The 24052-nt window shown below is 33.6% G+C and carries 28 protein-coding genes; 10 read left to right on the plus strand and 18 right to left on the minus strand.

All coding sequences use genetic code 11. The features are described 5' to 3' along the window. The first annotated feature begins 403 nt into the window (after positions 1–403). Together aspT and ABFY81_RS07675 are read left to right on the plus strand one after the other, a co-directional pair. Positions 404–2089, plus strand: a complete 1686-nt coding sequence (gene aspT, locus ABFY81_RS07670; RefSeq protein WP_004700714.1) for an aspartate-alanine antiporter — start codon at positions 404–406, stop codon at positions 2087–2089. Positions 2090–2145: 56 nt separating this feature from the next. After that, the gene (locus ABFY81_RS07675) at positions 2146–3744 is read left to right on the plus strand and encodes a bifunctional aspartate transaminase/aspartate 4-decarboxylase (protein WP_019458396.1); all 1599 of its coding nucleotides are present in this window, start codon (positions 2146–2148) and stop codon (positions 3742–3744) included. A gap of 64 nt (positions 3745–3808) precedes the next feature. Here the strand turns inward: ABFY81_RS07675 and ABFY81_RS07680 are convergent, their stop codons facing one another. The 3 genes from ABFY81_RS07680 to ABFY81_RS07690 all read right to left on the minus strand — a co-directional run bounded on the left by ABFY81_RS07680 (position 3809) and on the right by ABFY81_RS07690 (position 6735). After that, the gene (locus ABFY81_RS07680) at positions 3809–4573 is read right to left on the minus strand and encodes an SDR family oxidoreductase (RefSeq protein WP_347913484.1); all 765 of its coding nucleotides are present in this window, start codon (positions 4571–4573) and stop codon (positions 3809–3811) included. 122 nt (positions 4574–4695) lie between these two features. Then, a complete protein-coding gene (gene ada, locus ABFY81_RS07685; RefSeq protein ID WP_134261848.1) occupies positions 4696–5763 on the minus strand; it encodes a bifunctional DNA-binding transcriptional regulator/O6-methylguanine-DNA methyltransferase Ada in 1068 nt (355 codons plus the stop codon). A 78-nt stretch (positions 5764–5841) separates the two neighbouring features. After that, complete coding sequence (locus tag ABFY81_RS07690; protein ID WP_347913485.1) at positions 5842–6735, minus strand: DMT family transporter; 894 nt, start codon at positions 6733–6735, stop codon at positions 5842–5844. A gap of 432 nt (positions 6736–7167) precedes the next feature. Here ABFY81_RS07690 and ABFY81_RS07695 point away from each other — a divergent pair, with 432 nt between their 5' ends. Both ABFY81_RS07695 and ABFY81_RS07700 read left to right on the plus strand, forming a co-directional pair. Then, positions 7168–7749 (plus strand): TetR/AcrR family transcriptional regulator, encoded by a 582-nt coding sequence (locus tag ABFY81_RS07695; protein ID WP_019458400.1) that lies wholly within the window; start codon positions 7168–7170, stop codon positions 7747–7749. Between the two features lie 92 nt (positions 7750–7841). Further along, on the plus strand, positions 7842–8270 hold the full coding sequence (locus ABFY81_RS07700; RefSeq protein WP_077169368.1) for a hypothetical protein: 429 nt from the start codon (positions 7842–7844) through the stop codon (positions 8268–8270). 36 nt (positions 8271–8306) lie between these two features. Here the strand turns inward: ABFY81_RS07700 and ABFY81_RS07705 are convergent, their stop codons facing one another. The 5 genes from ABFY81_RS07705 to ABFY81_RS07725 form a co-directional block, all read right to left on the minus strand. Continuing rightward, on the minus strand, positions 8307–8861 hold the full coding sequence (locus ABFY81_RS07705) for a TetR/AcrR family transcriptional regulator (RefSeq protein WP_019458401.1): 555 nt from the start codon (positions 8859–8861) through the stop codon (positions 8307–8309). A gap of 774 nt (positions 8862–9635) precedes the next feature. Continuing rightward, entirely contained in the window at positions 9636–9824 is a 189-nt protein-coding gene (locus ABFY81_RS07710; protein ID WP_200002496.1) for a hypothetical protein, read from the minus strand. A gap of 143 nt (positions 9825–9967) precedes the next feature. After that, the gene (locus ABFY81_RS07715; protein ID WP_068936264.1) at positions 9968–10438 is read right to left on the minus strand and encodes a hypothetical protein; all 471 of its coding nucleotides are present in this window, start codon (positions 10436–10438) and stop codon (positions 9968–9970) included. 96 nt (positions 10439–10534) lie between these two features. Further along, positions 10535–10684 carry a hypothetical protein gene (locus tag ABFY81_RS07720; RefSeq protein WP_200002508.1) on the minus strand — a complete coding sequence of 50 codons (150 nt, stop codon included), beginning with the start codon at positions 10682–10684 and terminating at the stop codon, positions 10535–10537. Positions 10685–10910: 226 nt separating this feature from the next. After that, positions 10911–11222: a hypothetical protein gene (locus ABFY81_RS07725; RefSeq protein WP_022575440.1), complete on the minus strand. Its 312-nt coding sequence runs from the start codon at positions 11220–11222 to the stop codon at positions 10911–10913. Between the two features lie 425 nt (positions 11223–11647). Here ABFY81_RS07725 and ABFY81_RS07730 point away from each other — a divergent pair, with 425 nt between their 5' ends. Further along, positions 11648–11800 (plus strand): hypothetical protein, encoded by a 153-nt coding sequence (locus ABFY81_RS07730; protein WP_171493767.1) that lies wholly within the window; start codon positions 11648–11650, stop codon positions 11798–11800. Positions 11801–12046: 246 nt separating this feature from the next. Here ABFY81_RS07730 and ABFY81_RS07735 read toward each other — a convergent pair whose 3' ends face one another. Together ABFY81_RS07735 and ABFY81_RS07740 are read right to left on the minus strand one after the other, a co-directional pair. Beyond that, positions 12047–12286 carry a hypothetical protein gene (locus ABFY81_RS07735; protein WP_025469103.1) on the minus strand — a complete coding sequence of 80 codons (240 nt, stop codon included), beginning with the start codon at positions 12284–12286 and terminating at the stop codon, positions 12047–12049. A 117-nt stretch (positions 12287–12403) separates the two neighbouring features. Continuing rightward, positions 12404–12631, minus strand: coding sequence for a hypothetical protein (locus ABFY81_RS07740; protein WP_151750472.1), 228 nt, complete (start codon positions 12629–12631; stop codon positions 12404–12406). Between the two features lie 260 nt (positions 12632–12891). Between ABFY81_RS07740 and ABFY81_RS07745 the strand changes: the two genes are divergently transcribed. Beyond that, positions 12892–13125 carry a hypothetical protein gene (locus tag ABFY81_RS07745; RefSeq protein ID WP_191001384.1) on the plus strand — a complete coding sequence of 78 codons (234 nt, stop codon included), beginning with the start codon at positions 12892–12894 and terminating at the stop codon, positions 13123–13125. A gap of 371 nt (positions 13126–13496) precedes the next feature. Here the strand turns inward: ABFY81_RS07745 and ABFY81_RS07750 are convergent, their stop codons facing one another. Continuing rightward, positions 13497–13739, minus strand: a complete 243-nt coding sequence (locus tag ABFY81_RS07750) for a CPCC family cysteine-rich protein (protein WP_077162931.1) — start codon at positions 13737–13739, stop codon at positions 13497–13499. Between the two features lie 104 nt (positions 13740–13843). Here ABFY81_RS07750 and ABFY81_RS07755 point away from each other — a divergent pair, with 104 nt between their 5' ends. Further along, positions 13844–14602 carry an HD domain-containing protein gene (locus ABFY81_RS07755; protein ID WP_068936245.1) on the plus strand — a complete coding sequence of 253 codons (759 nt, stop codon included), beginning with the start codon at positions 13844–13846 and terminating at the stop codon, positions 14600–14602. Positions 14603–14962: 360 nt separating this feature from the next. Here ABFY81_RS07755 and ABFY81_RS07760 read toward each other — a convergent pair whose 3' ends face one another. Continuing rightward, on the minus strand, positions 14963–15418 hold the full coding sequence (locus ABFY81_RS07760) for a hypothetical protein (RefSeq protein ID WP_039253659.1): 456 nt from the start codon (positions 15416–15418) through the stop codon (positions 14963–14965). Between the two features lie 450 nt (positions 15419–15868). On the opposite strand from ABFY81_RS07760, the gene ABFY81_RS07765 reads away from it, so the two are divergent. Next, positions 15869–16102 (plus strand): hypothetical protein, encoded by a 234-nt coding sequence (locus ABFY81_RS07765; protein WP_025469101.1) that lies wholly within the window; start codon positions 15869–15871, stop codon positions 16100–16102. A gap of 76 nt (positions 16103–16178) precedes the next feature. Here the strand turns inward: ABFY81_RS07765 and csuE are convergent, their stop codons facing one another. The 6 genes from csuE to csuAB form a co-directional block, all read right to left on the minus strand. Further along, on the minus strand, positions 16179–17198 hold the full coding sequence (gene csuE / locus ABFY81_RS07770; RefSeq protein ID WP_019458407.1) for a Csu fimbrial tip adhesin CsuE: 1020 nt from the start codon (positions 17196–17198) through the stop codon (positions 16179–16181). Then, the gene (csuD, locus tag ABFY81_RS07775; RefSeq protein WP_347913486.1) at positions 17195–19693 is read right to left on the minus strand and encodes a Csu fimbrial usher CsuD; all 2499 of its coding nucleotides are present in this window, start codon (positions 19691–19693) and stop codon (positions 17195–17197) included. Before csuD ends, csuE begins: the two co-directional genes overlap by 4 nt. Then, entirely contained in the window at positions 19690–20523 is an 834-nt protein-coding gene (csuC, locus tag ABFY81_RS07780; protein WP_347913487.1) for a Csu fimbrial biogenesis chaperone CsuC, read from the minus strand. Before csuC ends, csuD begins: the two co-directional genes overlap by 4 nt. After that, complete coding sequence (locus ABFY81_RS07785) at positions 20517–21032, minus strand: spore coat U domain-containing protein (RefSeq protein WP_347913488.1); 516 nt, start codon at positions 21030–21032, stop codon at positions 20517–20519. Before ABFY81_RS07785 ends, csuC begins: the two co-directional genes overlap by 7 nt. A 4-nt stretch (positions 21033–21036) precedes the next feature. After that, on the minus strand, positions 21037–21585 hold the full coding sequence (locus ABFY81_RS07790; protein WP_004700663.1) for a spore coat protein U domain-containing protein: 549 nt from the start codon (positions 21583–21585) through the stop codon (positions 21037–21039). A gap of 74 nt (positions 21586–21659) precedes the next feature. Further along, positions 21660–22196 carry a Csu fimbrial major subunit CsuAB gene (csuAB, locus tag ABFY81_RS07795; protein ID WP_004700661.1) on the minus strand — a complete coding sequence of 179 codons (537 nt, stop codon included), beginning with the start codon at positions 22194–22196 and terminating at the stop codon, positions 21660–21662. Positions 22197–22780: 584 nt separating this feature from the next. Here csuAB and ABFY81_RS07800 point away from each other — a divergent pair. Together ABFY81_RS07800 and ABFY81_RS07805 are read left to right on the plus strand one after the other, a co-directional pair. Beyond that, positions 22781–23419, plus strand: coding sequence for a TetR/AcrR family transcriptional regulator (locus ABFY81_RS07800; protein WP_004700660.1), 639 nt, complete (start codon positions 22781–22783; stop codon positions 23417–23419). 206 nt (positions 23420–23625) lie between these two features. Further along, a complete protein-coding gene (locus tag ABFY81_RS07805; protein ID WP_019458411.1) occupies positions 23626–24027 on the plus strand; it encodes a DoxX-like family protein in 402 nt (133 codons plus the stop codon). The last annotated feature ends 25 nt before the right edge of the window (positions 24028–24052 follow it).

The following is a 24052-nucleotide window of genomic DNA, read 5'->3' on the forward strand; positions in this document are numbered from 1 at the left end:
ATCTAGTTAACAGAAACTCATTTTTAAGTAGATTATTTTTTAATTTGAATAAAAACCATTACTTAAACGACAGTAAAAAATATTAAATTACTATATATCAATAAATTACAAAAAAAATATGCAAAAAAAATTAATTCAAAGACAATTTTATTTCATAAAATATTCTTTATATTATTGTAAAAAAATTTTACCTTGCATTCAAAACCAAAGCTGATTTAATCACTCAGAATTAGTGACATACATACATCACAAGCACTTTAAACGACTTATTTTCTATAACTAAACTTAAGAAAATCATTAGACTTGAAGGTTTGCTTAAGTAATTTTCATATAGTATTTTAAAAATGAAAAATAAATAAATTTATATATTAAAGATAGATCTAATAATAAAAGTGAGATCAAAATGATTGAATGGTTACAAGGTGTTTTAAAACATAGCCCCGAAATATTATTGTTCTTATCACTCGCAATTGGCTTCTGGATTGGACAGTTCCAGTTTGGAAAATTTCAGTTTGGTGGAGTCGCAGGCTCCCTACTTGTAGCAGTCGTTCTAAGTCTTATCGGTGTACCTGTTGATAACGGCGTTAAAGCAATTTTATTTGCACTCTTCATTTACGCGGTAGGCTTTGAAAGTGGACCCCAGTTTTTTAAATCACTCGGGCCACAGTCTATAAAAGAAATTCTTTTAGCCGTATTTATGGCCGTGTGTGGTTTAGTCACCGTTTTAGTTATGGCTAAAATTTTCCATCTCGATAAAGGCTTGGCGGCCGGACTCGCTGCTGGTGGTATGACTCAATCTGCGATTATTGGTACTGCCGGAGATGCCATTTCTAGACTCGATCTGCCTCTGGCTGAGATTCAAAGACTTCAAGCAAATGTCGCGATTGGCTATGCGGTGACTTACATTTTCGGTTCTTTGGGCGCAATCATTGTATGTGTAAATATCTTGCCTAAATTTATGGGTAAAGAGATTCACGACGATGCTCTAAAAGCTCAAAGTGAACGACTTAAAGGTGCTTTTGAACTCGCACCGGGTCAGGAACTGGCAATGCCGGAAATTGTTGGACGTATTTATAAAGTTAAACAAGCCAATGGGCACACTATTGCGGAACTTGAAGCAAAAGAAGCAAGCATTACGATTGAACGGTTAAAACGTAAAGATCAGTTTATTGATGTTGCTCCTGAACTAACCTTACAAACAGACGATGTGGTATTGCTGGTCGGTCGCCGTGCCAGTGTAGTTTCCGTAGCCGAGCAAATCGGACCCGAATTGCAATCATCGCAGGGTATGGAAATGATTATGGATACCAGCGATGTCATCTTAAGAAATTCCAAATACATTAACCGCACCTTAGGTGATATTAAGGCCAATACTCCAGCTTATTTGAAGCACGGTATTTATGTACTTGCGATTAAACGTAACGATGAAACTCAACCTTTAAGTGACGACACCGTTCTAAAGCAAGGTGATGTCGTGACTGTCTATGGTACAAAAAGTGACCTCGATCGTTTAGTGAAAGAAGCTGGTAAAGCCTTACCTGAAAGCCTAAAAACAGACTGGATTTTTCATGGTGCAGGTCTTGTTGTTGGTTTAGTGATTGGTCTTTTTGTGATTCGTTTGGGCGATGTGCCATTAACGCTTGGCGCTGGCGGTGGTGCTTTACTATCGGGTCTTCTATTTGGTTGGATTCGTAGTAGAAATCAGGTACATGGCAATATGCCGTTAGCGGCTTCACAGCTTCTTAAAGACTTAGGTTTGGCAGGTTTTGTTGCAGCGGTTGGCTTACAATCAGGTTTACAGGCCATTCAAACCATTAAAGAAAGTGGTCTTTCACTCTTTATGATTGGAGTAGTTGTAACACTGGTTCCGTTGCTGCTTTCCATGCTGTTTGCTCGTTATGTTCTGCGTTATAGCAACGTTGCGGTAATGGCTGGAGCGCTCTCTGGTTCACGTAGTGCAAACCCTGCTTTTGGTGCCATCTTAGACAAAGCAGGCAACTCAATTCCGACTGTTCCTTTCGCAATCACCTATGCCCTCGCAAATGTGTTCTTGACCTTACTCGGACCACTAATCGTAGGCTTAGCCTGATTTTATACATTGAATTAGAAATTTTATTCATCCCACTATAATTAAGGAGACGTCCCATGGGGAAAGTCGATTATTCTAAATACGCAAAACTCAGTCCATTTGAACTGAAAGATAATTTAATAGAATTAGCTCAAAGCCGAACTGACCGCATGATGTTAAATGCTGGCCGAGGCAATCCGAACTTTCTTGCGACTATCCCACGCCGAGCATTCTTTCAACTAGGTCTGTTTTCGGCAACCGAATCCGAATTTTCATTTTCTTATATGCCAGAAGGTCTAGGTGGCTTCCCTCGCCCTGTTGGACTTCAATCACGTTTTGACAGCTTCATTTTGGAAAACCGCGATAAACCGGGCGTTGTCTTTTTAGGTAAAGCCGTATCTTATGTACGTGACCAATTAGGCTTAGACCCTGATCTTTTTTTACTTGAAATGGTTGAAGGGATTTTAGGCTGTAACTATCCCGTACCAGACCGTATGCTCCGAGTAAGTGAAACGATTATTAAAGAGTACGTCTTACGAGAAATGGGCGTACAAGGCATGCAAAAAAGAGACTTAGATTTGTTTGCTGTTGAAGGCGGAACAGCCGCAATGGCCTACATTTTTAACTCATTAAAAGAAAATAAAATTATTAAAAATGGCGACCGTATTGCCATTGGTAGCCCTATTTTTACGCCATATCTGGAAATTCCGAAACTTAATGACTACCAACTTGAAGAAGTGCTCATTGAGGCAGACCCTAAACTTGGCTGGCAATATCCAGAGTCAGAGCTTAGAAAGTTAGAAGATCCGTCTATTAAAGCGTTCTTCTTAGTCAACCCAAGTAACCCGCCATCGGTAAAAATGAGTGATGAAGGTCTTGCGATTTTGGCGGATATTGTCAAAAAACGCCCTGATCTAATTATTTTGACCGATGACGTTTATGGTACGTTTGCGGATAACTTCAAATCACTATTTGCGATCTGTCCTGATAACACCATTTTGGTTTACTCGTTCTCTAAATACTTTGGCGCAACTGGTTGGCGACTTGGTGTTATTGCACTTTCAAATAACAATGTGCTTGATAAACAAATTGCGAACTTATCGAAAAAAGAGAAGAAAGAGCTTGAAGAGCGCTATTCATCTTTAACTACAGACCCATCAAGTATTAAGTTTATTGACCGTTTAGTTGCAGACAGCCGTAATGTTGCTTTAAACCATACCGCTGGTCTGTCTACCCCACAGCAAGTGCAAATGGTTTTATTCGCACTCTTTAATATGATGGACTCACGCCAAAGCTATAAAAAAGCAGTTAAATCTGTTGTACGTGAACGCGATGCAGCACTTTATAGACAGCTTGGTGTCGAGGTTCCAACAGATCCAAATGCTGTGGACTACTACACCCTTGTTAACCTTGAAAACACCTCACGCACTCTCTATGGTGATGAGTTTGCCGACTGGGTGATGAAAAATAAAAATCCGACCGAGCTATTATTTAGAGTAGCAGATGAAACAGGTGTGGTTTTATTGCCGGGTTCTGGCTTCGGTGTGCAGCACCCTTCTGCCCGTGCATCATTGGCTAACCTAAATGAATACCAATATGCTGCTATTGGTGACTCTTTAAGACGCTTCGCAGATGAAGCTTATGCCGAGTATTTAAAAACCAAAAAAGGAAAATAAGTACATATAAAAAGTGAGGCTCTAGCAGCCTCACTTTTTTACGACCTATCTATTCATTGTTTATTTAGGTTTTACAAATAGTCACTCCACCATCGGCGAGTACAGCACTGCCTGTAATAAAGCTTGCATCATCACTTACTAAAAAGAGCGCCACTTTTGCAATTTCATCGGGTTCTGCTAAACGTTTCATGGCATGTATGCTTTTTACAAACTCTAGAATTTCTGGAGAAGAAGCGGCCTCTTGACCCATTGAAGTATTTGTTCCACCGGGTAAAAGTGCATTTACTCGAATACCTGAGGTTGCATATTCTGCTGCCATCACTTTGGTTAGACCAATAAGTCCCGCTTTGCTTGCAGCATAAGCCGCCATTTGAGGAAACCCGATATGATGACCAACAAAAGATGATGTAAACAGTATTGAGCCATAGCCCTGCTTTAACATGACTTTAAGCTGTTCTCTGGCTGACTGAAACGCACTGGTTAAATTACTCTGAATCACATGATTCCAATTTTCATCGGTTGTGTCGTGAGTCAGTTGATACTCTCCCAACAGGCCTGCGTTATTAAACGCAATATCTAACCTTCCATAATATTGCGTAGCCATATCAATTGCTTTTTGCATGGTTGTGGGGTCATTAAGATCCCCTGCAATAAAGTGCGCAACGGCGCCGTCTCGATTCAAACTATCGCAAAGCTCTTTTAAAACACGCTCACGGCGTGCAACCAAAATAACTTTCGCACCTTCGGCTACAAATAGCGACGCCGCACTTAAACCTATACCTGAACTTGCCCCCGTAATAATAGCCACTTTGTCTTTTAATCTGCACATACTCACAATTCCATCTTTATTAAACTGATGGATATATTTTGAGTAACCCGAAGAAAATAGACTCTCTGATTCTTGCTGTTTTGAAAAAATTAACTCTATAAAAACAGCCAACTAAAACAAGTTTAGTTTCGTGCCAATTCTGCTTCTTTCTCTAACAATGCACGTTTACGCTCCACGCCCCAACGATAACCAGAAATAAAACCGTCATTTCGAACAACACGATGGCATGGAATAGCAACAGCTAACATGTTTGCTGCACACGCTCCTGCAACGGCCCGAACCGCTTTAGGTGAACCTATTTTTTGGGCTATATCGGAATAACTAGCCGTCTGCCCCGCAGGAATTTCTTTCAAGGCTTGCCATACTCTTTGTTGAAATGCAGTCCCTTGAATATCTAGCGGTAAATCTAATCCGATTTGTGGCGCTTCAATAAACCCGACAATATGCGCAATCAGTTGCTCAAACTCATCATCACAGCCAATTAAATCGGCTTCTGGAAATTTATCTTGCAAATCATTTAAAAGCTTTTCAGGGTCATCGCCTAGCAAAATTGCACAAATGCCTTTCTGGCTTTGGGCAACTAAAATGTCTCCTAAAGAGCACGCTCCTATGGCGAAAAAAATGCGTACACCCTTACCGCCAGATTTCCATTCTTTCGCTGTCATACCTAATAGCGAATTTGAATTTTCATAGAACTGACTATTTGAATTAAAACCTGCATTAAATATTGCATCAGTCACACTAATATTTTCGTCTAGGTTTTCTCTTAGCTTTTTACTTTTATGGGCATCGGCATAGCCTTTAGGTGTTAGGCCAGTAATTTGCTTAAAAACTCGGTGAAAATGATATGCACTCATTCCTACATGATCTGCAACATCGGATAAAGACAAGTTTTCTTCATGTAGTTCGATGTATCTACATGCTTTCTCGATTTTCTCTATAAGCTTTGGATCGTGCGCATTTGAGAGTCTGTTTTGTATTTTTTGGCTTGCTCGATAACCATTTTTCTCGGCTTGCGCGGCACTCTCAAAGAAAACTACATTTTCTTTTTTAGGCAGCCTTTTTGTACTCGATGGCAGACAGTACATACCTGAGGTTTTCACGCCATAAACAAAATATGCATCAGCTTCTGCATTACGATCAACAATTGCTTGCCATCTATCTTCGTCTGTTATCCACTGATTTTTCATTTTGCTCACCTCAATTGCAATTTAATATTTAATGACTTATTTTCGCAACTTTGTTGATAAGCAAAACTCTTGGTATTGCTATTTTAATCTTTTCAACCCAAAAACATTCCAATGCAACTTTACTCCAAGCACACCCAATAAAATTAAACCTGCACCTAAAATTTGAGTATGGGTCAGCACATGATCAAAAAAGAAATAATCAATTACTATGGTCGATATAGGATAGATAAAAGATAAGATCGCAATGTTATTTAAAGGTATTTTCTTAATTGCCGAGTACATTAAATAGTAAAGAAATGCTGTGTGTAAAACCCCTAACCCAAGTACAAACAACCATTGTTGACCTATCGGTGGATTTGCAAAAACCGAAATAAACGGAGTCATAACAATCGCTCCACTTAAGGTTTGTATAAGCACAATTAATAAAGGCGGCGTGTTAGTTAGTTTTTTAGTCATTAGAACCGATATTGAATACAGTGTAGTAGCTATAAGAACCAAGCCTAAACCTGCTAACTCACTGGAGTTGACCGAGGCACTACCTAAACCAATAATTACAATTAGCCCAGCAAAAGCAACTAGGGTCCATAGCACATCATTTTTATTTAACTTTTCATGAAAGACCAAAGCCCCTAAAAATAAAATCACAAACGGGTTTACGTGATAAACAATCGTAGCTAAAGAGATAGAGGTTTTAGGGAAAGCAGCAAACAGCAGAACCCAGTTAAAAATAATAAGTAAGCCCGAAGTCACCATTAAAAATAGTTCTTTTTTGCCAAAATATACTTTTTTAAAATGACCGTAAAACAAACAGATGGGTATTAAGCATAAGGCTGATATAAGGCAGCGGAAAAATACGATGTTTATTGGTGATTGACCTGATTTAATCACAAATAGGCCAATACTCCCTGAAAGCAGCATAGCTACGACCATTTCAAGTGTGCCGACTTTTGTTTTTAACTTGTGTTCATCCACAGCTTTCTCCAATAGTTTTATATCGTTAATTATTCGGCTCATTTATGTTCATCTAATTGAGTAGATTTTTTTAAGGTAAATCTTTCTGGTTTCAGATATATAAAATTTAAATTATTCAGTTATTTAATATAAAAAAATAATATATCTTGCTCATTTAAACTTTAAGAAAAAATAACTATTTAAGAATTTATCTGGAAAATAGAGACATACCGAACGATGTGCCAAATGAAGCAAAAATCTCTAAAATTTGATAAATCTCATTAAATTAAACATTACATTTTTATAGATTAGATGATAATCCAAGATATGCGATTAAATACATACAGTTCTGTCTTTCTTTTGTTTAAATTTCAACCATATCGACTAGTCTAACAGTCCTTCTATCAACTAAAATACCAAGCTTAACTCTTCAACAAAATGCAATAAGCCCTTATGAATGCACAAATAAAATTAAAAAAACCATCAAAACGAGAAATTATTCTAAGAACAGCAACTCAGCTCTTTATTCAGGAAAGTTATATTGCTGTCGGTATAGACCGAATTATTGCTGAATCTGATATTGCCAAAGCGACCTTTTATAAACATTTTCCATCTAAAGAAGAACTGGTGGCCGCTTGCCTACAGGAACTAAAACTTGATATCCAGATTGCGGTAGAAGAGCAAATATCTACACGATCAGTTCCTTTGGAAAAATTAGAACAACTCTATATGTGGTATATCAATTGGGTAAATCAAAATGGTGCCAGAGGATGCCCATTTCATAAAGCACGAATGGATGTAGGAAGCTTATATCCAACTATTCATGTCGTGCTAGATGAATATCGAAATTGGTTATTTGACACTACCAGTTCTATTTTTAAGGAATTAGAAATAAAGGATCCTATTACGCTCACTCATTTATTCCTCTCTCTCCTCGATGGCTTGATTAATGCGTCTGTTTGCGAAGAAAATCCAATTGAACCAGAGAAAACGTGGAACTATATCAATACATTAATTGAGCTAGAGACAACTTAACTGAAAATCTAACCCTGTATTTTCTAAAGAATTGAATTTAAGTGAAAACTTAATCTCATAAATATAAAATTTAATTTATTCAGCTATTTAATATGAAAATTAATTTTGACGTTAAATTTGTTTCTGGTTTAGTAGGATCATTAAATATTCAAGTGATACCTATGGACCTCGATAGAAATGAAAATTGTATCGACTCTATAGTTGTTGATGAAATTGCTTTTTCACTCGTTGAAAATTTATTTAACCGAGATAAAGAAAAGTTTTTTCATTGGGGAAATACTTTTATAGACTCTGAAAATATCAAAGAAATTATAAAAGATTTGTATAAGCTTCATTCATTTATAAATCAGTTAGATAAATACGATAAGACGTTAAAGCTCATTTTCGAAAAAGAAACAAAATGGTTTGCAAATCACTTCAATTTTTTTAAACCACAAGCTCTCAACATGATCATAGAAATTACCAAATTTCTTGAGAGAGTCGAAAACAAATATGATGGCATTACCGTAATAGGTATTTAGCAACCCAAGCTCAATAGCTTGGGCGGCAATGAGTTGTTAGATTACCCTCATCAAATAGTAATCTAACAACTTAGTTTGTTCTTCAATTTTATCTGAAATTAAAAGCCTCAAAATTGCTCCGTCTATCATAAATACCAACAACTCAGCTTCTGTATATGAAGCCATTTTTTTAGTTTCTGCTATAAGGCAGAAAATCTCATTTTTTAACCAACGTCTATAACGCACAGCACTTTGGTAAGCATGAGGATAAAGTAATTTAGTTTCAAAAACCGCTTTAAACAGTAGGTAATAAGCGCTATTTAAGTCGGCATGTAAAAGATAAATTTGTCTGAGTTTATTCGTCAAAGTGGAATATTGGGTTGTTTCTAGTACCTCTCTTACTTTTTCCATGAGCGTTTCTTTTTGCAGTAACAGGCATATTTCAATAAGGCCTGCTTTTGAGTGAAAATAGTTGTAAAGCGTACCTTTTGCAATTTTGGTTTCTTTAGCAATCAAATCTACGCCTACATTATGGAACCCATGTATCGTCATAAGTTGAATGGTAGTTTGAATTACATGTAGTTTTTTGGAAGATGTTTCTAAATTTCGCATAGTTTTACCGCTTAAAATAATTTTTTGTTGTATAAAAAAAGAGATATAAATACCTTCACTCTTAAAATGAGTGCTAAATACAGGCATAAGAAAGCCGCACAATAATGGTGTGCTCGCCTATCTCGGTTTTATTGTGGCTATGATTTTTGGTCGTAACGATTCTTAAGGCGTAGAAAACCTAGAGTCGATTAAACCGTTTTATAGACTTCTTAAGCGGTATGGGCAGAGAGAATTTGGCAAAGGCCAATGAAGAAGAATTAGTACGCATGTGCGAACTCCTTTGGGTAATAAAGAAGTTTCACCATATTACTGTCAAATAATGGTGGCGAAACGAGAGAAGGTTGACAGACTGATACCCAAAAGATCAGCACACCCGAAGGTGTCCCCCTCCCGTTCCGCCGCAGAGGGGGCACGCAGGGATGCCCACAAAAAAGAAATTCTTTTTCGTGTGCTTTGGGTATCCGACCTGTCAAAGTCGGCTGGCAATGTAGGCCAGCAGGCAAAGAATAGTGCTCTACCCTATTACAGTCAAGCATACAAAATGACATTTGTTTTAATTTAGAGCATTAAAAAAGTAAGCTAAATAATTAAAATTTATTGTTAAATTGGGGTTTATAAAGTGATGATCTGTACGGGAATTTAAATGCTGCCAGCAAGGAGATACTCAGTCTAAAATTTAAACAATATAAAATAGATCATTTAAAGCCAGATTAGATAACGCCTTATTGTTATCTTTGAAAGTTAGTGTATTAACAAATATGATTTCTTTATTAATTACCGAATATAGATGGGATCTTCTTCAACAAAAAAGATCTCACCCGAAGAAGGTAAAATCCATTGATAAGTTCCTTCTATTTTCTTCATTTTTTCTTTAAAAATATCATATATCGCTATAAGGTTATGTTTTTCATCATATTCTCCTATATAACCACGATCCTTTTCTTCATGAAACTCTCTAAACATTTTATGGACTTTAACAGCTCTACGTTCCATAACCGTTCTCCTTTTTTATTATCAATAAAATTATTATGATCTCTTTTTATTTTAAATTCAAAAAAAGCTCTAAGATACATTACAGAAATACCACTTAAATATTTATTATAAATCTAATATTTATCAAACCTAAATTTTTTCATGTCATATGGTATATCTAGCCTCACACTCCACAGGCTTAAATTTTCACTAATTATAACCGCATCAACTTCAAAAGCATCCCTTTTATTAAAACCTTTTATTTTCAAAAAATCAGAAAAACTATGAGCATTTATTTTATTAAGATATCCTACTCTTAAAGTATCAATATATACTGCTATTTTATTTGTTTCTTTTTCTAGACATATTACAGCATTTTTAAAAACAGTAACTCTATCGCCATCTTGCTCACCAACCAAAGTTATTAACTCTTCCTGATACAAAGTTACAACTATTTCATGCTCAAAAAAATTTTTATTTTCAGTAAATATTTTTCCAGCTATTTTTATAGTTTTCTCAGGCAACTCTAAATAAACTTTTGAAAAAAACTTAATTAAAAAATAAGCACCAATAACTAAAAAAACAATTACTATAATAAAAAACATTTCAAAATATTCCTCTTAATCTTAGAAATTGGCAAAAAGAATAGAAACTCTTTCTACCAATTAATATTTTAAGAAAAAATAAATTTTATAATAATATTATTTTTTCTGATTTTCATCATTTTGATTTAATTTTTCTAAATCATTCTGATCAGGACTTTTAGGAACAAACTCTTTACCATCTTGCTGCTGCTGTTGTTGCTGTTTTGATTTTTCTTGATCATTTTTAACTTGGTCATGTTGAGACATTAGAGTCTCTCCTATTTAATGATGTGCAGATGATTATCTAGCACTTACTGACAATATTCCCTTTATGCAAACTTAGATACTATACAAATGTATCTAAATGTCATCACCTTGTTTATTATTAAGATAATTAATAATTATATTTTTTCATTTTAATTTTCAACAATCTACAAAATTAATAAAATTTTAGATAAAAAACTCTAAATTAAAATTCTCATGGCTATATATTTTATTTTCTTTCGGCAGAAATACTTTTTATAAAACTCGCCAACCACATAATATATTCATGTTTGCTATCTAAACTAGGCAGCAGACTTAAATCTATTTTGATAACACGTTCTTTCATTGGTCTATTTAAGCAGTTTTCGAAATCAATATTACTATACATTAACCTTAATTGATGGATAGCAGCTTCTTTTTTTATCTCTACTAATAGCTTATTAAGATAGTCGACTCTGCCCTTATTAGTCTGATTTTTAAAACTAATATTCCTATAAACACATTCAGCAACATCAAAATATTTTTTTACTTCAGTATCCATATTATTTCTCTTTTTAAATTTAATCTAACTAAGTATGCATTATTTATCTAAAAATGTATCTTTAAGTTGTTCAAATATATTTACAAGTAAGTAGTTAAAGACTTTTACACTTCAAAACTTTTAACCTTATAATTTATATCATTAAAGAAATTAAAAACCTACACATTTAAATACATTTTCAAAAGCAATTTATGTTCAGGGTTTCTAAAAATGAAAATATTAATTTATATGTTACATCCTGTATTTAACTAAATGGTTTTTTTACATATATATCAACACTCAAATCAATTTATAGAAATATTATGTCGATAACTAGTCTATTTTTAGAACATATCACTACATAGTGCTCTCACAACTACCGTAATGTAACTAAATTAAAGGTCTAGTATAAAGCTTCCTTACTACTATTATTAAAGAAGTCTAAAATGTCTGATTTTAAAGATTTTTCCAAAAAAGCAACTCAAGAGCAAAATAATTTCAACCCTAAATCAACTGAGGAAAAAATTGAGAAACCCGTTCAATCTCCTGAAGTTGAAAATCCTTCACCAGAAAATAACGAGAAGGAAAATAAACATTAAAATTAATTAAATACACTCTTTAATTAATATAAAAGCCCTATTTAATATAGGGCTTTTATATTAAACATTTAAAAATTCATTGATTCATTATCATTTTTCACAATTTTTTTCACTCATCTAAAATCTATCAACTATTTTTACAAAGATATAATATTATAATTTAATTGAATATTTTAAGTTAATATTTTATTTCTTTTAAATCCATTTCAAAATAAATGATTATTTTTAGCAATATTTATTACTTATTTAATTTGGAAACTGAGTTAAATCCTTTAAATTAAACTCTGGCTCTATATGTGTTTGGATTAGTAAAATCAGCTCTTCATTGACTTGTCTAATCAGCAGAGCCTGTAATCGACTATCTTCAATTTCATCAAGCAACCGAATAATAATATTTCTAAGCCATTCACACTCTAATTCCTTCTCAGCATTTTTTTGAGTTAGATATTTTAAAAGTTTATCTCTTTCAATTAATTGATCACTCATACCCATACCTGCAACCTACTTTATTTTTTATATTACAATCCCAAAAAGACAAATTCATTAAATTTCATATATAGAGAAATTTAAAAAATATTTTTATATTAGTCAGTTTAGTTTCTATCATGCATGTTTAATTTTAATATTTATCAAATATAATTCAATTTTCTTTTGAGCTTCAAAAAAGTCTATTTCTTTACTAATCCAAAATGAAAAAATTTGACCATTTAAATGAAAATACTCTTTAGTATATTCGGAGAAACTATCACAATAGTGATTCTCTACTTTAAAAAAGCTTTGATTATCATGTCTTTTCTGACCATTTAGTAGGCCACCAATACAAATATCCATTTTATACCAAAAATTATTTAAAATTGACTATAACACACATACGCTTATTGTTTTAAAAGAGTTGTTATTTTTGATAATTAAACGTTAACCAAAATATTTAAAAATTTGTTATATCTAGTTAAATTTAAAAGGAATAAAAATTTATAGCATATGATTTTTAATAAATTAACTATGAATAATATTAATTTTTTAAAATATTTCTTCTTAGAGAGTGTAAATCTCTATATGCTGTAATGAACCACTTATAGAAAATTATTCCAATGGCCCAGCAGACCCTGCTACAAGAGCTAAACGCCCGAATTGAATATTACTCTACAAGAACAGACTATCCCTTACGTAGAATTTTGATTGGTTACCGGGCCTATGCAAAACTCATGCTATGCTCATCTTTCTCAGATGAAGTTATGAACTCCGCAATTGATCCAAACAAACGAAAATATAAAAAGTTAAAAATCAAAGTCACCAAAGATGATAACCAACTCGATCTTGAATAATGAAAGCAAAATCTATCAATAGAACTTTGCCTCACTGAAAGGACGAATTTTAAATTGTCTGTGCAACCACATGTATTGTGATTGAGGTAAATGGTATAAAATTAAGCTGATGAATCCGTCTATTTTAATTGATATCCCCATATTTCATTCATTACACACCGTCACTGACAAGTGCCTGCAAGCAAGAAATTACTCAACCTTATAACAATCAATTAGATAAAATAATATTTGTTTTAAATTAGAGCATTAAAAAATAAAGATAAATAATTAAAATTTTATAAAAATCATAAATTATATTAGTAAATTCAAATAACTACATAAATAATAAATTAATAAAAACACATCACTGGTGAGGTAAATATGTAAGTTTATCAGGGCATTTCTTCTTCAAGTGGTTTACGGGTATATGGTATAAATTCTTTTTTGATTGCTCCAAATAATTGAAAATTTTGCTTAGCCATATTTAAACTAATACCATTTGCTCCTCCCATATAATCAGGATCTTCGTTCTGAACATTGTCATCTTCCCAAAAACAAACTGCACAGATATCGAACGAACCATACGGCAACGCATCAAATGTAAGATAACCACAGCAAGGGCATGCGTAAGACATTATTTTCTCCTATCTTTATCTATGTAGACTTATTCAAATATGAACTTGCAAAAAAGCAGCTAAGGTAATATTTTAGAGCAATTACTCTAAAATGAGATTTAATAATGAAAAGTATAAAAATTGGTTCATATCAATGGATGCAAGCTACTAATGGTCAACTCAATTTCAAAGAAAAAATTAAATTAATTCAAAAAATTATGATGCCTAGCATCCTGAATTCTATAAAAATAAATTATTATAGATTTCAAACTAGCAATGATTTTGATATGGGAAAAATTGTAATACCAGATACTCAAATGATTAAAATCGCACTTGAAGAACTAGAATCAAAAGCAAGTATATCTATCTACAATCATTCATGGCGAACATACTTTTGGGGAGCCGCGCTAGGTAATTTACAAAAAAGACATTTTGATCATGAATCACTCCTAATAGCTTCTCTTTTTCATGATATTGGTCTAACTGAACAACATATTCATGATAAAGGTTGTCAATGTTTTACGTATGAAAGTGCTAAACAATTTGAGAAAAAGGCAAAAGAATATAACTTTGATGAGAAGAAAAGCGAAGTGATTAAAGATGCTATATGTCTTCACATGAATGGATATATAGATGAATCTGATCCAGCGGAGGTTATTCTATTACAGCAAGGAGCATCTTGTGATGTGATCAGTGACAATCAATATAGACTGCCCTTATCATTTAGAAATGAAATCTTAGAAAAATACCCTAGAAAGCAATTTAATAAAGAATTTATTGAACTTATTAATCTAGAAAGAAAACATATCCCTAATTCAAGGACAAGTTTATTGTCTAGACTGGGCTTACCAATCATGATTAAGTCAAATTTATATAAAGAATAATTAAAAGTTTAAGTCATGAGAAACTTCAAATTCTTAACTAGAAACTTCAATTAATGGCTGTCTTATCTTTCTCCATTCCATAACTACATGTTAAAAATGGCTATCAAAACATGACTTAAACAATTCAAATCACTACACTTTTAGAAGCAAAACTTGCTTAAAACAAAAAAGCCAATTCTTTCGAATTAGCTTAATTACAACAGACCAGCTTTACTTGAAAATTGCTTTTTGATTTTGTTGTTCGCAACAATCTTCATCTTTTCTTTTTATAAGCTTAAATTAGCTGTTCATTATGACAAGATGATTAAAAAAAAATCGCCCGAAGGCGATTATTGAAAAATTGTACCTATTAAAACAATTTTACTTTCCCATCTTTTTTGTAAAAGCTTGAGAGTTAAAGTATTCGGTTATTTCTTCACCCTGATTTTCAGTTTTTTCATCTGGCAAAGCCACTGAATCAAACTCTAGTCTTAAACTAATAAACTCAGGAATAAACTTCTTAATTGGAGGTGGAGTTTTAGGTCCGCCTTCAGTAATTTTTTCAATAAATCCCGCCAGCCATAAAACATACTCATTTTCATGATTGAAATGCGGAATTAGGCTTACATCTATTTTTACATTACACTCGTTAAGTGGTTTGCTAAATAGTTCATTAAAATCAATATAGTTGTACTTAAGTTTAAATACAGTCCCAACGATTTCTTTGCGGATAAATGTCATCAGATGATTAAGATTTTCAATGGTATCTTCTGTGAAGAGATCATTGTCTTTAACTTTCCTATACACACTTTCTGCAATCATCAGATATTGAGGCATTAAAGTATCCTTATTTACTAAGTGGTATTTGGAGCGCTTTTTAGGTAAGTATGCTTTAAGTTGTGTAACAACTTGTAAATATATGAAACATCATGTAAGTATTGTTTATTTTAAGTTAATATATATTTCCAATAATTTTCTATTTCTTGCACCATCTTTATTTAAATTATTTTTTATTAATAAAATCAATTAGATAAATTTTATTTTTTTAATTTAATCATTTAAATGTAAATCTAAATGATTCAAAAAAAAATCTAACTTTTTATAGTTTTTTGGTCTTAGTAAAGCAAAACTAAGACTCAAACATTCTATCTAAAAATGAAAAAATTCATATATTTAATTAAAAGTGAAAACTATATCACACTTCAAACAAATTAGTATTTTGAGTACATATTCCACTAAGCCTGTAAGTCTATTATGCTTGAATTAATGAATTGTTAAATATGTATGATGGAACAGCAAACTTTATTACAAGAACTGAATTCTCTCATTGAATACTATTCAAAAAGAACTGATTGCCCCCCTACGCGAATACGCATCGGCTATAGAGCATATGCAAAACTCATGCAGTGCCCGCCCTTTGCGGATGAAGTAATGAACTCGGCACTAGATCCAAATAAACGTAAATATAAAAAGATAAAGATTAAAATTACCAAAGATGATGATCAATTAGAGCTTGAGTAAATTTTTAAAAAATAATGACTTCATTTAAAGACAAAAGCCCATGAACTGAGCTTTTATCTTTTATACAAAACAGCTTTTAAAATTCGACTTGTACCGTAACCGTATCTTGATAAGTTCCCGCTGGTGTGGTGTCTGCATTTTCATCTACAATTTTTGTGGTAAACACATAGCTCTGCTGCGTCACCCCGTTATGTACACCGGGATTAAGAGTCGCATTTAAACTCGACCAACGCTCGTTACCACTTCCCCATCGGTCATTCGATGAGTTTTTGAAAATATCGTATTTTAAATAAGTATTTCCCGTTTGTGACTTCATAGCACGCTGGTTACCGTTTTGCGGAGAAAGTCCATTATTTAAACTTACATAATATGGTGTATTTACAGAGCAACGTATTCCCATAGATGACTGCACAGGCTCAAGCTTAGAAGCAAAAGCTGCCGTTCCAAAGTTTACGTCTTGCGTTAAAATTCGGCAGTCTGGAAGCACAGTAATAGAAAGTGAACCAAGCGAGTCCGCTCCACTTCCCCAGTTAAAACCAATTCCTAATGCCCCACGTCTAAACCCAGGGCTTTCAAAGAAGACCCCAATTCCAATAATTGCAACTGCCGGTACAGAATAGAACCATTTTACTTTCAATGGTGAGTCAGCCTGATACACACCCGGAGACACACTTTGCCCAGCCGGAAGGCGGATATAAAAAGGCAAATTGCCATCTGGCCCACTAAAAAGATTGACCAGCGTAAAGCTACTCATGTCTTTTTCTTGGCCTAAGCTAATGATTTCATTATTACTATCTAAAATAACAGCATTCAGTTTTTCTCCAGTTTGAGCATTGGTAAATGAATTCGACATTTGCTCAACCCGATATTTTAAATAAGTCATGTTCGCCAAAGCCAAGCTAAAACCTGTACATGACAAACCCGAGTTAAACTGTGAAGAGTTTTCACCGTTTTCTGTTAAATAGATTGACGGAACCGAAATAGAGGATGAACCCGAGGCACTCACGCTACAAGCAGCATGAGTCAAATTTCCAGCCAGCATTAGTCCAGAAAACATGCCTAAATGGCGAAGTAATTTTTTTGTTTTTATATTCATGGTAAAGATACCTCATGACACGTAACAGGCTTAACCACCACAATCTGTTGCTTGGCTTGTTCTACATCTACAGAAAAGTCTGCTTTACAAATGCTTTGATCCGAACGTTGAACCGTCACGGTATTGTTCGGTTTTAAGTTTTCTAAATAGACAATGCCATCCATTCCCACATAAGAAGACTCTTGGTCAGCTCTATGTACCACAGAACCAACAGGCATAGGTTTGCCGTCCGCTTGAGTTAAATAAACATTGGCAGCAATAGACTGATGAACTGGGAACTTAATCACAACACCCGAGCCGCGTTTAGCAGCAATGCGTTGTTCAACTTGTGTGATGGTGAAGTTTGAAGGTAAGTCGATTGGGTCGACGCTGTATTTACCCGAATAATAAGGCGTCACCGATGGCACAAAAATATGGCCTTTTTTATTACTACGACCAATTAAACTGTTTTCGTATCTGACCAACACATCTGGTACTTGGTTGGTATCAATCAAGGCAAACGAATCACCTAAACGGTTTGAAGCAAATACTTCTCCTGCCATATAAATGAGAGATCCTGATAAACCAAACCAGTAGTTATAGTCATGGTTTCCAGACATACCAAAGTCGGTATTGATATAACCGTTACGGTAATTGACGCGTGCCTGATTTAAATCTTCACTATTTTCATTATAACGTCGGGTTAAATCGACACCGAAACCACCTTCAGAAGGTACAGAACGGTTGAAATTAACATAGCCCGTATCGCCCTGTTTATTAAATGTATAACCTGAGTTTACAGTCGCGTTTCGTTGGAACAGTGGTATCGAAAGCTGAAATGCAGCACTCCACTCTTTTTCGATAAAGTCACGGTTAGCACTGAGTGAAACGGTCACGCCATTCATATAGGTCGGTAAAACAGGCGCCCATGACAAGTTTAAAAAGCGGTTTTTAAAGTCATTTGCTTTGGTATCAATATAACCCACACCAAAGGTTCCTGAGTTTTTAGTGGCAAAGTAAGTATTGGCCGTTAAACTTTTATTGCTATTGACCGAAATTAAATTGCTATATTGCAGCCGTGAAAGATCGGTATATTCATCATCACGCTGGTTATGGTTAATGCTAAAACCAAACCTATTACGGTTATAGCTGTACCCGACTGTATATTGCTTACCCTCTAAGTCTTTGGCTCGATCTTCAGACATAGACTTATCGGCTTTACTTTGGCTAAAAGAGGCACTCAACACACCTAAGTTTGCAAGCTTGAGTACAGACCCAGCACCGAATAACTGTAGATCTGAAGAAAGCTCAGTACGCCCTTCTAAGGTAAACCAGTCATTTACCCCATAACGGGCATCGGCTGCACTTGCAAACTTTCCATAGGAAAAATTCTTCAGTCCGTAGTCTTCACGAATTTTCCCTAAAGACAATGAGTAGTCAAATAAGCCGGGTTTTAACAATGTATTGGAAATATAAAAAGGAACGGCTGTTGCGACCTGTCGCCCGACTGCATCGGTTGTGACGACAACGGCTTCACCTTTACCATTAATAAAGGGAACGTTGTTTAATATGAATGGGCCAGACTGTACTTCAGTTGAGCTGGTCTTTTGTCCATTAATAATTAAATCGACTGTGCTTGGTAAAGCAGCTTGTCCAATAAACTGCGGTAAAGGATAGGTAATTAAATCTGGTCGAGTTGAATAGTTTCTTTGTACCTGAAAACCGCCCAGACGAACTGAACTTCCCCAAGTCGTTTTACTACCCGTAATAATGTCACCTAGCACAAAAGACGTGGCGTTATTCTGGTTATCAAATTGCCAAGACGTGTCATAACGACGGTAACCGTCATTGTCTAGAGACTCAGCATTACCTTCATTTTTATATTGGTTTTTGACATACACACCAGAGTTTTTAATCACTCCTAACGGAGAGAAAAAGCGCTGTTCTGTAAATAAACTGCTAGTTGAGCCACCCTGATGCGGCCTATAAGTATAAAAATCATAGTTATTGAGCAGCCCTATACCCGACTGAGCAACGACAGGTTTATACCATGAGTCTTTACCCAAAACTTGAGTCGGCATCCAAGCAGGTGGAAAGTTAAGCTTAAAATATTGGTTTGATGATTGATATTCGTAGCTTACATCTTTCAACTTATCTAAAGATATCCAGTCATTCGCATCGCCACTAAACCCCAAAGTTAAAACATCTTGATTAGTTAAAGTAGTCTCATTGTTGTTTAATAGCTCTTGAGGAATTTGAATTTCCAAATCATTTATTAGCTTGCTTTTTTGTATAAAGTACTCATCATTTTTAACAATAACGGGCACAACTTGCTGAACTGAATATTGGTTTACCACCAAATCTAGATACAGTTTAAACAGTTGATTAATTTCGTTAATATCTTTTGGTGGTGGAGGTAAATCGCCAGCCAAAGCAATATTTGGAATATTTAAGCATCCACCCGACAACAAAATTAGTAAAATACTTTTGCATAAATTATTATGCCGAAGGATCATGTTGGATCCTCCATTTTAGTGATTTCGATCAACTCTTGTTTTATGCCTGAGCTATCAACACCATAAATTTTAGAAGTTTTTAATAACTCATTTGCAGTCGACTTATCGATAGCAAACTTTACGGTACTATTCGATAAAACATAGCCAAAAGCAGCTTTCCCTAAAGAAATATCATTGCCAGTTTTTGAAGTTTTAAGCGCCGAAAGACGTGCAAATTTTTGGCCATTGTTTTTCAGATATAGCTCAGACTGGCCTTGGTCATTATTGCGGACTGACCACTGTAAAACGGGTTTAGCCAAAGGATTTTTTGCATTGGCTTTTTGGCTTTCTTCAGTTAAACCACTACCAATACCCTTTCCATAGGCAAATAATGGAATTGAGTAACGCATTTGGAAACTCACTTTAGAAGCGTCTTGCTCGTTTCCATCAGCAAGACGAATCGGCAATTCATCTACAATCAAACGATATGACTGTTCTTTGCCATCTGGCAAATTAGTGCTTTTAGTTAAACGAAGCATATGCTTCTCGCCTGCTTTAATTTTAGCTACAGGCGGGCTGGGTATAATGTCTGATTGCTCACTATAATTATCTTTTAAGCCATCTTGATTCCATTTGAATACCCGAATTTGCACCATCGCATCGGTCTTGCCTGTGTTTTGAAGCCAAACTGCGGTCGCTTTTTCATTGGCTTCTATTTTTGGATAAATGGGCCAAATTAAAAAAGTCGCTTGCGCCATCACAGGTGTCACAAGTGATAATGTACTTGCAAATAAAAAAGATTTTAAAATGCTATTTTTAATAAATGCAGAGTTATTCATACAAATCACCATGTAATCATTATTGAAACAGTATCTTTATAAATTCCGGCAGGATGTGATTCATTATTATTTCCCAAATCAACCACACCATATATTTCAAAATTTACAAGACGGTTTGTTGGAGTAGTTGTAGGTAATAAATATTTATTACCTACAATATATTCAGTTGTTAAATTACTTGAGTTATATAACTTATAAGATAAATAATTAGATGATGAGTTTTTCATACGTCTAATATTGCTATCAAGATTTTCACCACCATCAATAGAAATACTCACCGGTAAATTTTCAGTACAACGTATATTCCATGAGTCTTTACTATTTATAATATTTGAAACTACTTTATCTTTTGATAAAGCTGAGTATTGACCAAAATTAATACTTTGCTCAATATTATCTATTGAACATCCATTTTCAATTTTAGCTTGAACTTTGAAGCTTGAACTTAATTGAGGATCTGCTGCGTAGATACACTGACTAACTGACAGCAATAATATTGCTTTCAAACAAAAGTATTTCATTTTCTTAAAACTCAATCGTAATCGGCACTATATCTGTATATTCACCCTTAGATATACGACTACCATCATGGGTGGCTTGGCCATAAATATCGATATTTTTCTTAGTATTCAAATCATTAAGAATAAAAACATCGTTTGCTCTAACAACTTGCTTGTTTAAACCATAGAGCAAGTTATAAGCAATAAAATCTCTACCATTACTTAGAGCATGATAATAATTTTGTGAAAAATTAGTGGGAACTTGACTGTCATTATTTCCAGCTCCAAAAGTTATTTTTAAAGTTGAAATACCAGAGCATTCAATCTGTAGACCTGAGTTTCCATTATTAATTAAGCTTGACTCTAATATTCCATTAAAACCGGTCGTAGCATCTCCAAAATCAATAGTTCCTAAGTCCAAGTTTGTAGAATTATTTTCAACAATTTTATTATTAATAGAACAAGAAGGTAAAAGTTCAATTTGCGTTGTTAGTTTTGCTCCAATTTGTCCAGCATTTACTGAAGTAAATAATGAGTATAAAATTATAAATACTGAACTACGATTAAATATCATTTCCCCTCCATCTTAAACAGGTTTACTTATATTGAAGTAAACCTGCTACTCAATTAATTATTTCTTTTTTATTTTTAGAAATTTACTGTGACTAATAGAGTATCTTTATAATCACCTTGCGCTTTTGCTGTGCCAGTATTTGGAGCAATTGCACCGAAAATTGGAACGGCTGTTGCTTGACCGCTTACAGTGCTAAATTGTTGTGGTTGATTCACAACATAAAGGTTAGTACGTGCAGCATCACGGTAAACGTTATATGCAACTACATCGGCAGAAGCTGTATTTTTCAAAGTACGATCAGTACGCTCACCACCATCAATTGCAACTGTAAAATCAACAGGATCTGTGCCATCACAAGTCACAGAAATGTTGCCACCTGTTGCTGCTGAAGCAACCTCAGCTGTTAATACGTTGTTCCAAGTGCCAGAAGTTTTACCAAAATCTAAAGTACCAAACTTGTTCATATTCCCTTCAGTTTGACTACCACCTACAGTACAGCCTGTTGAGATATTTAATTTAACATCAACTTGTCCAGTAACAGCCGCTTGAGTATTTACTGCATAACCAGCAACTATTAATGCTGCAAGAAGTGATTTCTGAATGTTTTTCATATTCATAACCTACATATATAATGATTAGATTTGTAGAACAAAATGAATCAAACTCGATAAATAAAATGCGAACAATTTGTTTTACATATAAAACAAACTACCCTTTACTATTGTGTGATTCTTTTCACAATTTAATAACAATTATTTAACTTGTATACACATATTACAAAAAGACTATGTTGATTTATTTAAACTACATTTCTTATTGTCTCTAAAAATAGCCAATTAAATACCCACCCCTACTTTATAAAATCAAGGGAAATATCTATAAAATTAATATCAACAATCATATAAAAATTAGTCAATATTTATTCAAATACAATTATTTATAATTCATCCAAATTCCACATTTAACCCCCACCATTTAAATAGGTCAGTTGACCTACTTAAACCAGAACTAAACAAAATAAAATAAGTCACCCGACCTATTTTTTTGGTTTTAATTAAGTCAATTGACCTATATTAAAAAAACAATAGGTCATATGACCTAATTTTAGTTTAATAGAATTTAAATATTTTATTTATATTTTTCTAATTTCATGGTTTAGAATGCCTTTTTTTAAATAGTACTTACAGGCTGGATAATGATCAAAATTGATACCTTTGATACTATACAAATTAAGAAGTCCTTTACCACACTAAAAGGACAAGAAAGAATAAAGCAAATCTTAAAAAATGCTGAAATAGTTTTTCTAACCAAAGGTTATTCTGGCTTTAGTATGAGAGGAGTTGCCACACAATCAAATATTAGTTTAAGTACCTTGCAACATTATTTTCCCAATAAAGATATTTTATTACAGGCTTTACTTAATAAACTCACTTGTGACTACATACAAAGAATTGAAATTTTAATCAACTTAAATGCGAATGAACCACCTTTACATCGGTTTATGAATATTATTACCAATATAATATATGAAATAGAACAACCGATTATTACCAATACATTTAAGGAGTTTTTTTCAATTTCAGATCATTTACCTTATGTATATGAATCATTGTCAACTATACAAAAGTATAATCTTGAACTTATATATAAGATTATTCTACCCATTCATAATGAAATATCATCAGAAGAATATAAAGAAAGAGCCATTATTATAATTACACAACTCAATGGATATTTAGTTCAGCATTCGAACAAGAATACAGATGAATGTTATAAAGAATTTCTAAGAAATATAGTTTTAAAAAATATATCAAGATTAGTGAGTGAACCATAAGATTAAAAACATAGGAGTCATTTCTCCTATGTTTTTAATATAAAATCAGAATATAATATTTCGATCACTTGCTACGTTACTTAAAAAAAACAATAAAAATGATTAAAAAACAGACTATAATTATTTTTAGTTGAACAATAAATTAAATAGAAAGATAATAACTTTAGTAATGAAAATTTAACTTTTTTAAATTTTAGAGAACTTTAATGAATAATGCTAAAGCATTAAAACTTATAAACTTTGTGTTAGCCTTCCTGTGGATATATCAGGGACTTGTCCCTAAAATAATTTTTATTAATGCTGATGAAATTTTTGTGTGGCAATCAATAGGTCTTTCTTTTGAATATGCAAAACTTGCAGGCCGTGCAAGTGGTTTAGGCGAAATTATTTTTGGTTTATTGTTTGTATTTATAAACCAAAAATATATTCACTATTTAAGTATTTTGGGGTTGTTGGGTCTATTGCTTTTAATTGGTTTTCTCATACCTTCAACGCTGATCTCACCTTACAACCCTATCGTCATGAATATTTCGATGATAAGTTTATCCGTCATCTATCTGCTTTTATTAAAAGAGCAAACGACTTATTTGCATAAAACTGCTCAATAACGGCCTAAATTTTTTAAAATTATAT

The organism is Acinetobacter sp. WA-87, assembly GCF_039938935.1.
GTDB classification, from domain to species: Bacteria; Pseudomonadota; Gammaproteobacteria; order Pseudomonadales; family Moraxellaceae; genus Acinetobacter; species Acinetobacter seifertii.

What these genes read in the sequence shown, in the direction of transcription:
- ABFY81_RS07675 (WP_019458396.1), top strand. Translation starts at nt 2,146, where the DNA reads ATGGGGAAAGTCGATTATTCTAAATACGCAAAACTCAGTCCATTTGAA.
- ABFY81_RS07705 (WP_019458401.1), bottom strand. Translation starts at nt 8,861, where the DNA reads ATGCGAAATTTAGAAACATCTTCCAAAAAACTACATGTAATTCAAACT.
- csuD (WP_347913486.1), bottom strand. Translation starts at nt 19,693, where the DNA reads ATGATCCTTCGGCATAATAATTTATGCAAAAGTATTTTACTAATTTTG.
- ABFY81_RS07800 (WP_004700660.1), top strand. Translation starts at nt 22,781, where the DNA reads ATGATCAAAATTGATACCTTTGATACTATACAAATTAAGAAGTCCTTT.
- ABFY81_RS07725 (WP_022575440.1), bottom strand. Translation starts at nt 11,222, where the DNA reads ATGGATACTGAAGTAAAAAAATATTTTGATGTTGCTGAATGTGTTTAT.
- ABFY81_RS07720 (WP_200002508.1), bottom strand. Translation starts at nt 10,684, where the DNA reads ATGTCTCAACATGACCAAGTTAAAAATGATCAAGAAAAATCAAAACAG.
- csuE (WP_019458407.1), bottom strand. Translation starts at nt 17,198, where the DNA reads ATGAATATAAAAACAAAAAAATTACTTCGCCATTTAGGCATGTTTTCT.
- ada (WP_134261848.1), bottom strand. Translation starts at nt 5,763, where the DNA reads ATGAAAAATCAGTGGATAACAGACGAAGATAGATGGCAAGCAATTGTT.
- ABFY81_RS07755 (WP_068936245.1), top strand. Translation starts at nt 13,844, where the DNA reads ATGAAAAGTATAAAAATTGGTTCATATCAATGGATGCAAGCTACTAAT.
- ABFY81_RS07680 (WP_347913484.1), bottom strand. Translation starts at nt 4,573, where the DNA reads ATGTGCAGATTAAAAGACAAAGTGGCTATTATTACGGGGGCAAGTTCA.
- ABFY81_RS07765 (WP_025469101.1), top strand. Translation starts at nt 15,869, where the DNA reads ATGGAACAGCAAACTTTATTACAAGAACTGAATTCTCTCATTGAATAC.
- ABFY81_RS07790 (WP_004700663.1), bottom strand. Translation starts at nt 21,585, where the DNA reads ATGATATTTAATCGTAGTTCAGTATTTATAATTTTATACTCATTATTT.
- ABFY81_RS07695 (WP_019458400.1), top strand. Translation starts at nt 7,168, where the DNA reads ATGAATGCACAAATAAAATTAAAAAAACCATCAAAACGAGAAATTATT.
- ABFY81_RS07740 (WP_151750472.1), bottom strand. Translation starts at nt 12,631, where the DNA reads ATGGATATTTGTATTGGTGGCCTACTAAATGGTCAGAAAAGACATGAT.
- ABFY81_RS07785 (WP_347913488.1), bottom strand. Translation starts at nt 21,032, where the DNA reads ATGAAATACTTTTGTTTGAAAGCAATATTATTGCTGTCAGTTAGTCAG.
- aspT (WP_004700714.1), top strand. Translation starts at nt 404, where the DNA reads ATGATTGAATGGTTACAAGGTGTTTTAAAACATAGCCCCGAAATATTA.
- ABFY81_RS07760 (WP_039253659.1), bottom strand. Translation starts at nt 15,418, where the DNA reads ATGCCTCAATATCTGATGATTGCAGAAAGTGTGTATAGGAAAGTTAAA.
- ABFY81_RS07710 (WP_200002496.1), bottom strand. Translation starts at nt 9,824, where the DNA reads ATGTTTAGAGAGTTTCATGAAGAAAAGGATCGTGGTTATATAGGAGAA.
- ABFY81_RS07805 (WP_019458411.1), top strand. Translation starts at nt 23,626, where the DNA reads ATGAATAATGCTAAAGCATTAAAACTTATAAACTTTGTGTTAGCCTTC.
- ABFY81_RS07730 (WP_171493767.1), top strand. Translation starts at nt 11,648, where the DNA reads ATGTCTGATTTTAAAGATTTTTCCAAAAAAGCAACTCAAGAGCAAAAT.
- ABFY81_RS07700 (WP_077169368.1), top strand. Translation starts at nt 7,842, where the DNA reads ATGAAAATTAATTTTGACGTTAAATTTGTTTCTGGTTTAGTAGGATCA.
- ABFY81_RS07750 (WP_077162931.1), bottom strand. Translation starts at nt 13,739, where the DNA reads ATGTCTTACGCATGCCCTTGCTGTGGTTATCTTACATTTGATGCGTTG.
- csuC (WP_347913487.1), bottom strand. Translation starts at nt 20,523, where the DNA reads ATGGTGATTTGTATGAATAACTCTGCATTTATTAAAAATAGCATTTTA.
- ABFY81_RS07715 (WP_068936264.1), bottom strand. Translation starts at nt 10,438, where the DNA reads ATGTTTTTTATTATAGTAATTGTTTTTTTAGTTATTGGTGCTTATTTT.
- ABFY81_RS07735 (WP_025469103.1), bottom strand. Translation starts at nt 12,286, where the DNA reads ATGAGTGATCAATTAATTGAAAGAGATAAACTTTTAAAATATCTAACT.
- csuAB (WP_004700661.1), bottom strand. Translation starts at nt 22,196, where the DNA reads ATGAAAAACATTCAGAAATCACTTCTTGCAGCATTAATAGTTGCTGGT.
- ABFY81_RS07745 (WP_191001384.1), top strand. Translation starts at nt 12,892, where the DNA reads ATGGCCCAGCAGACCCTGCTACAAGAGCTAAACGCCCGAATTGAATAT.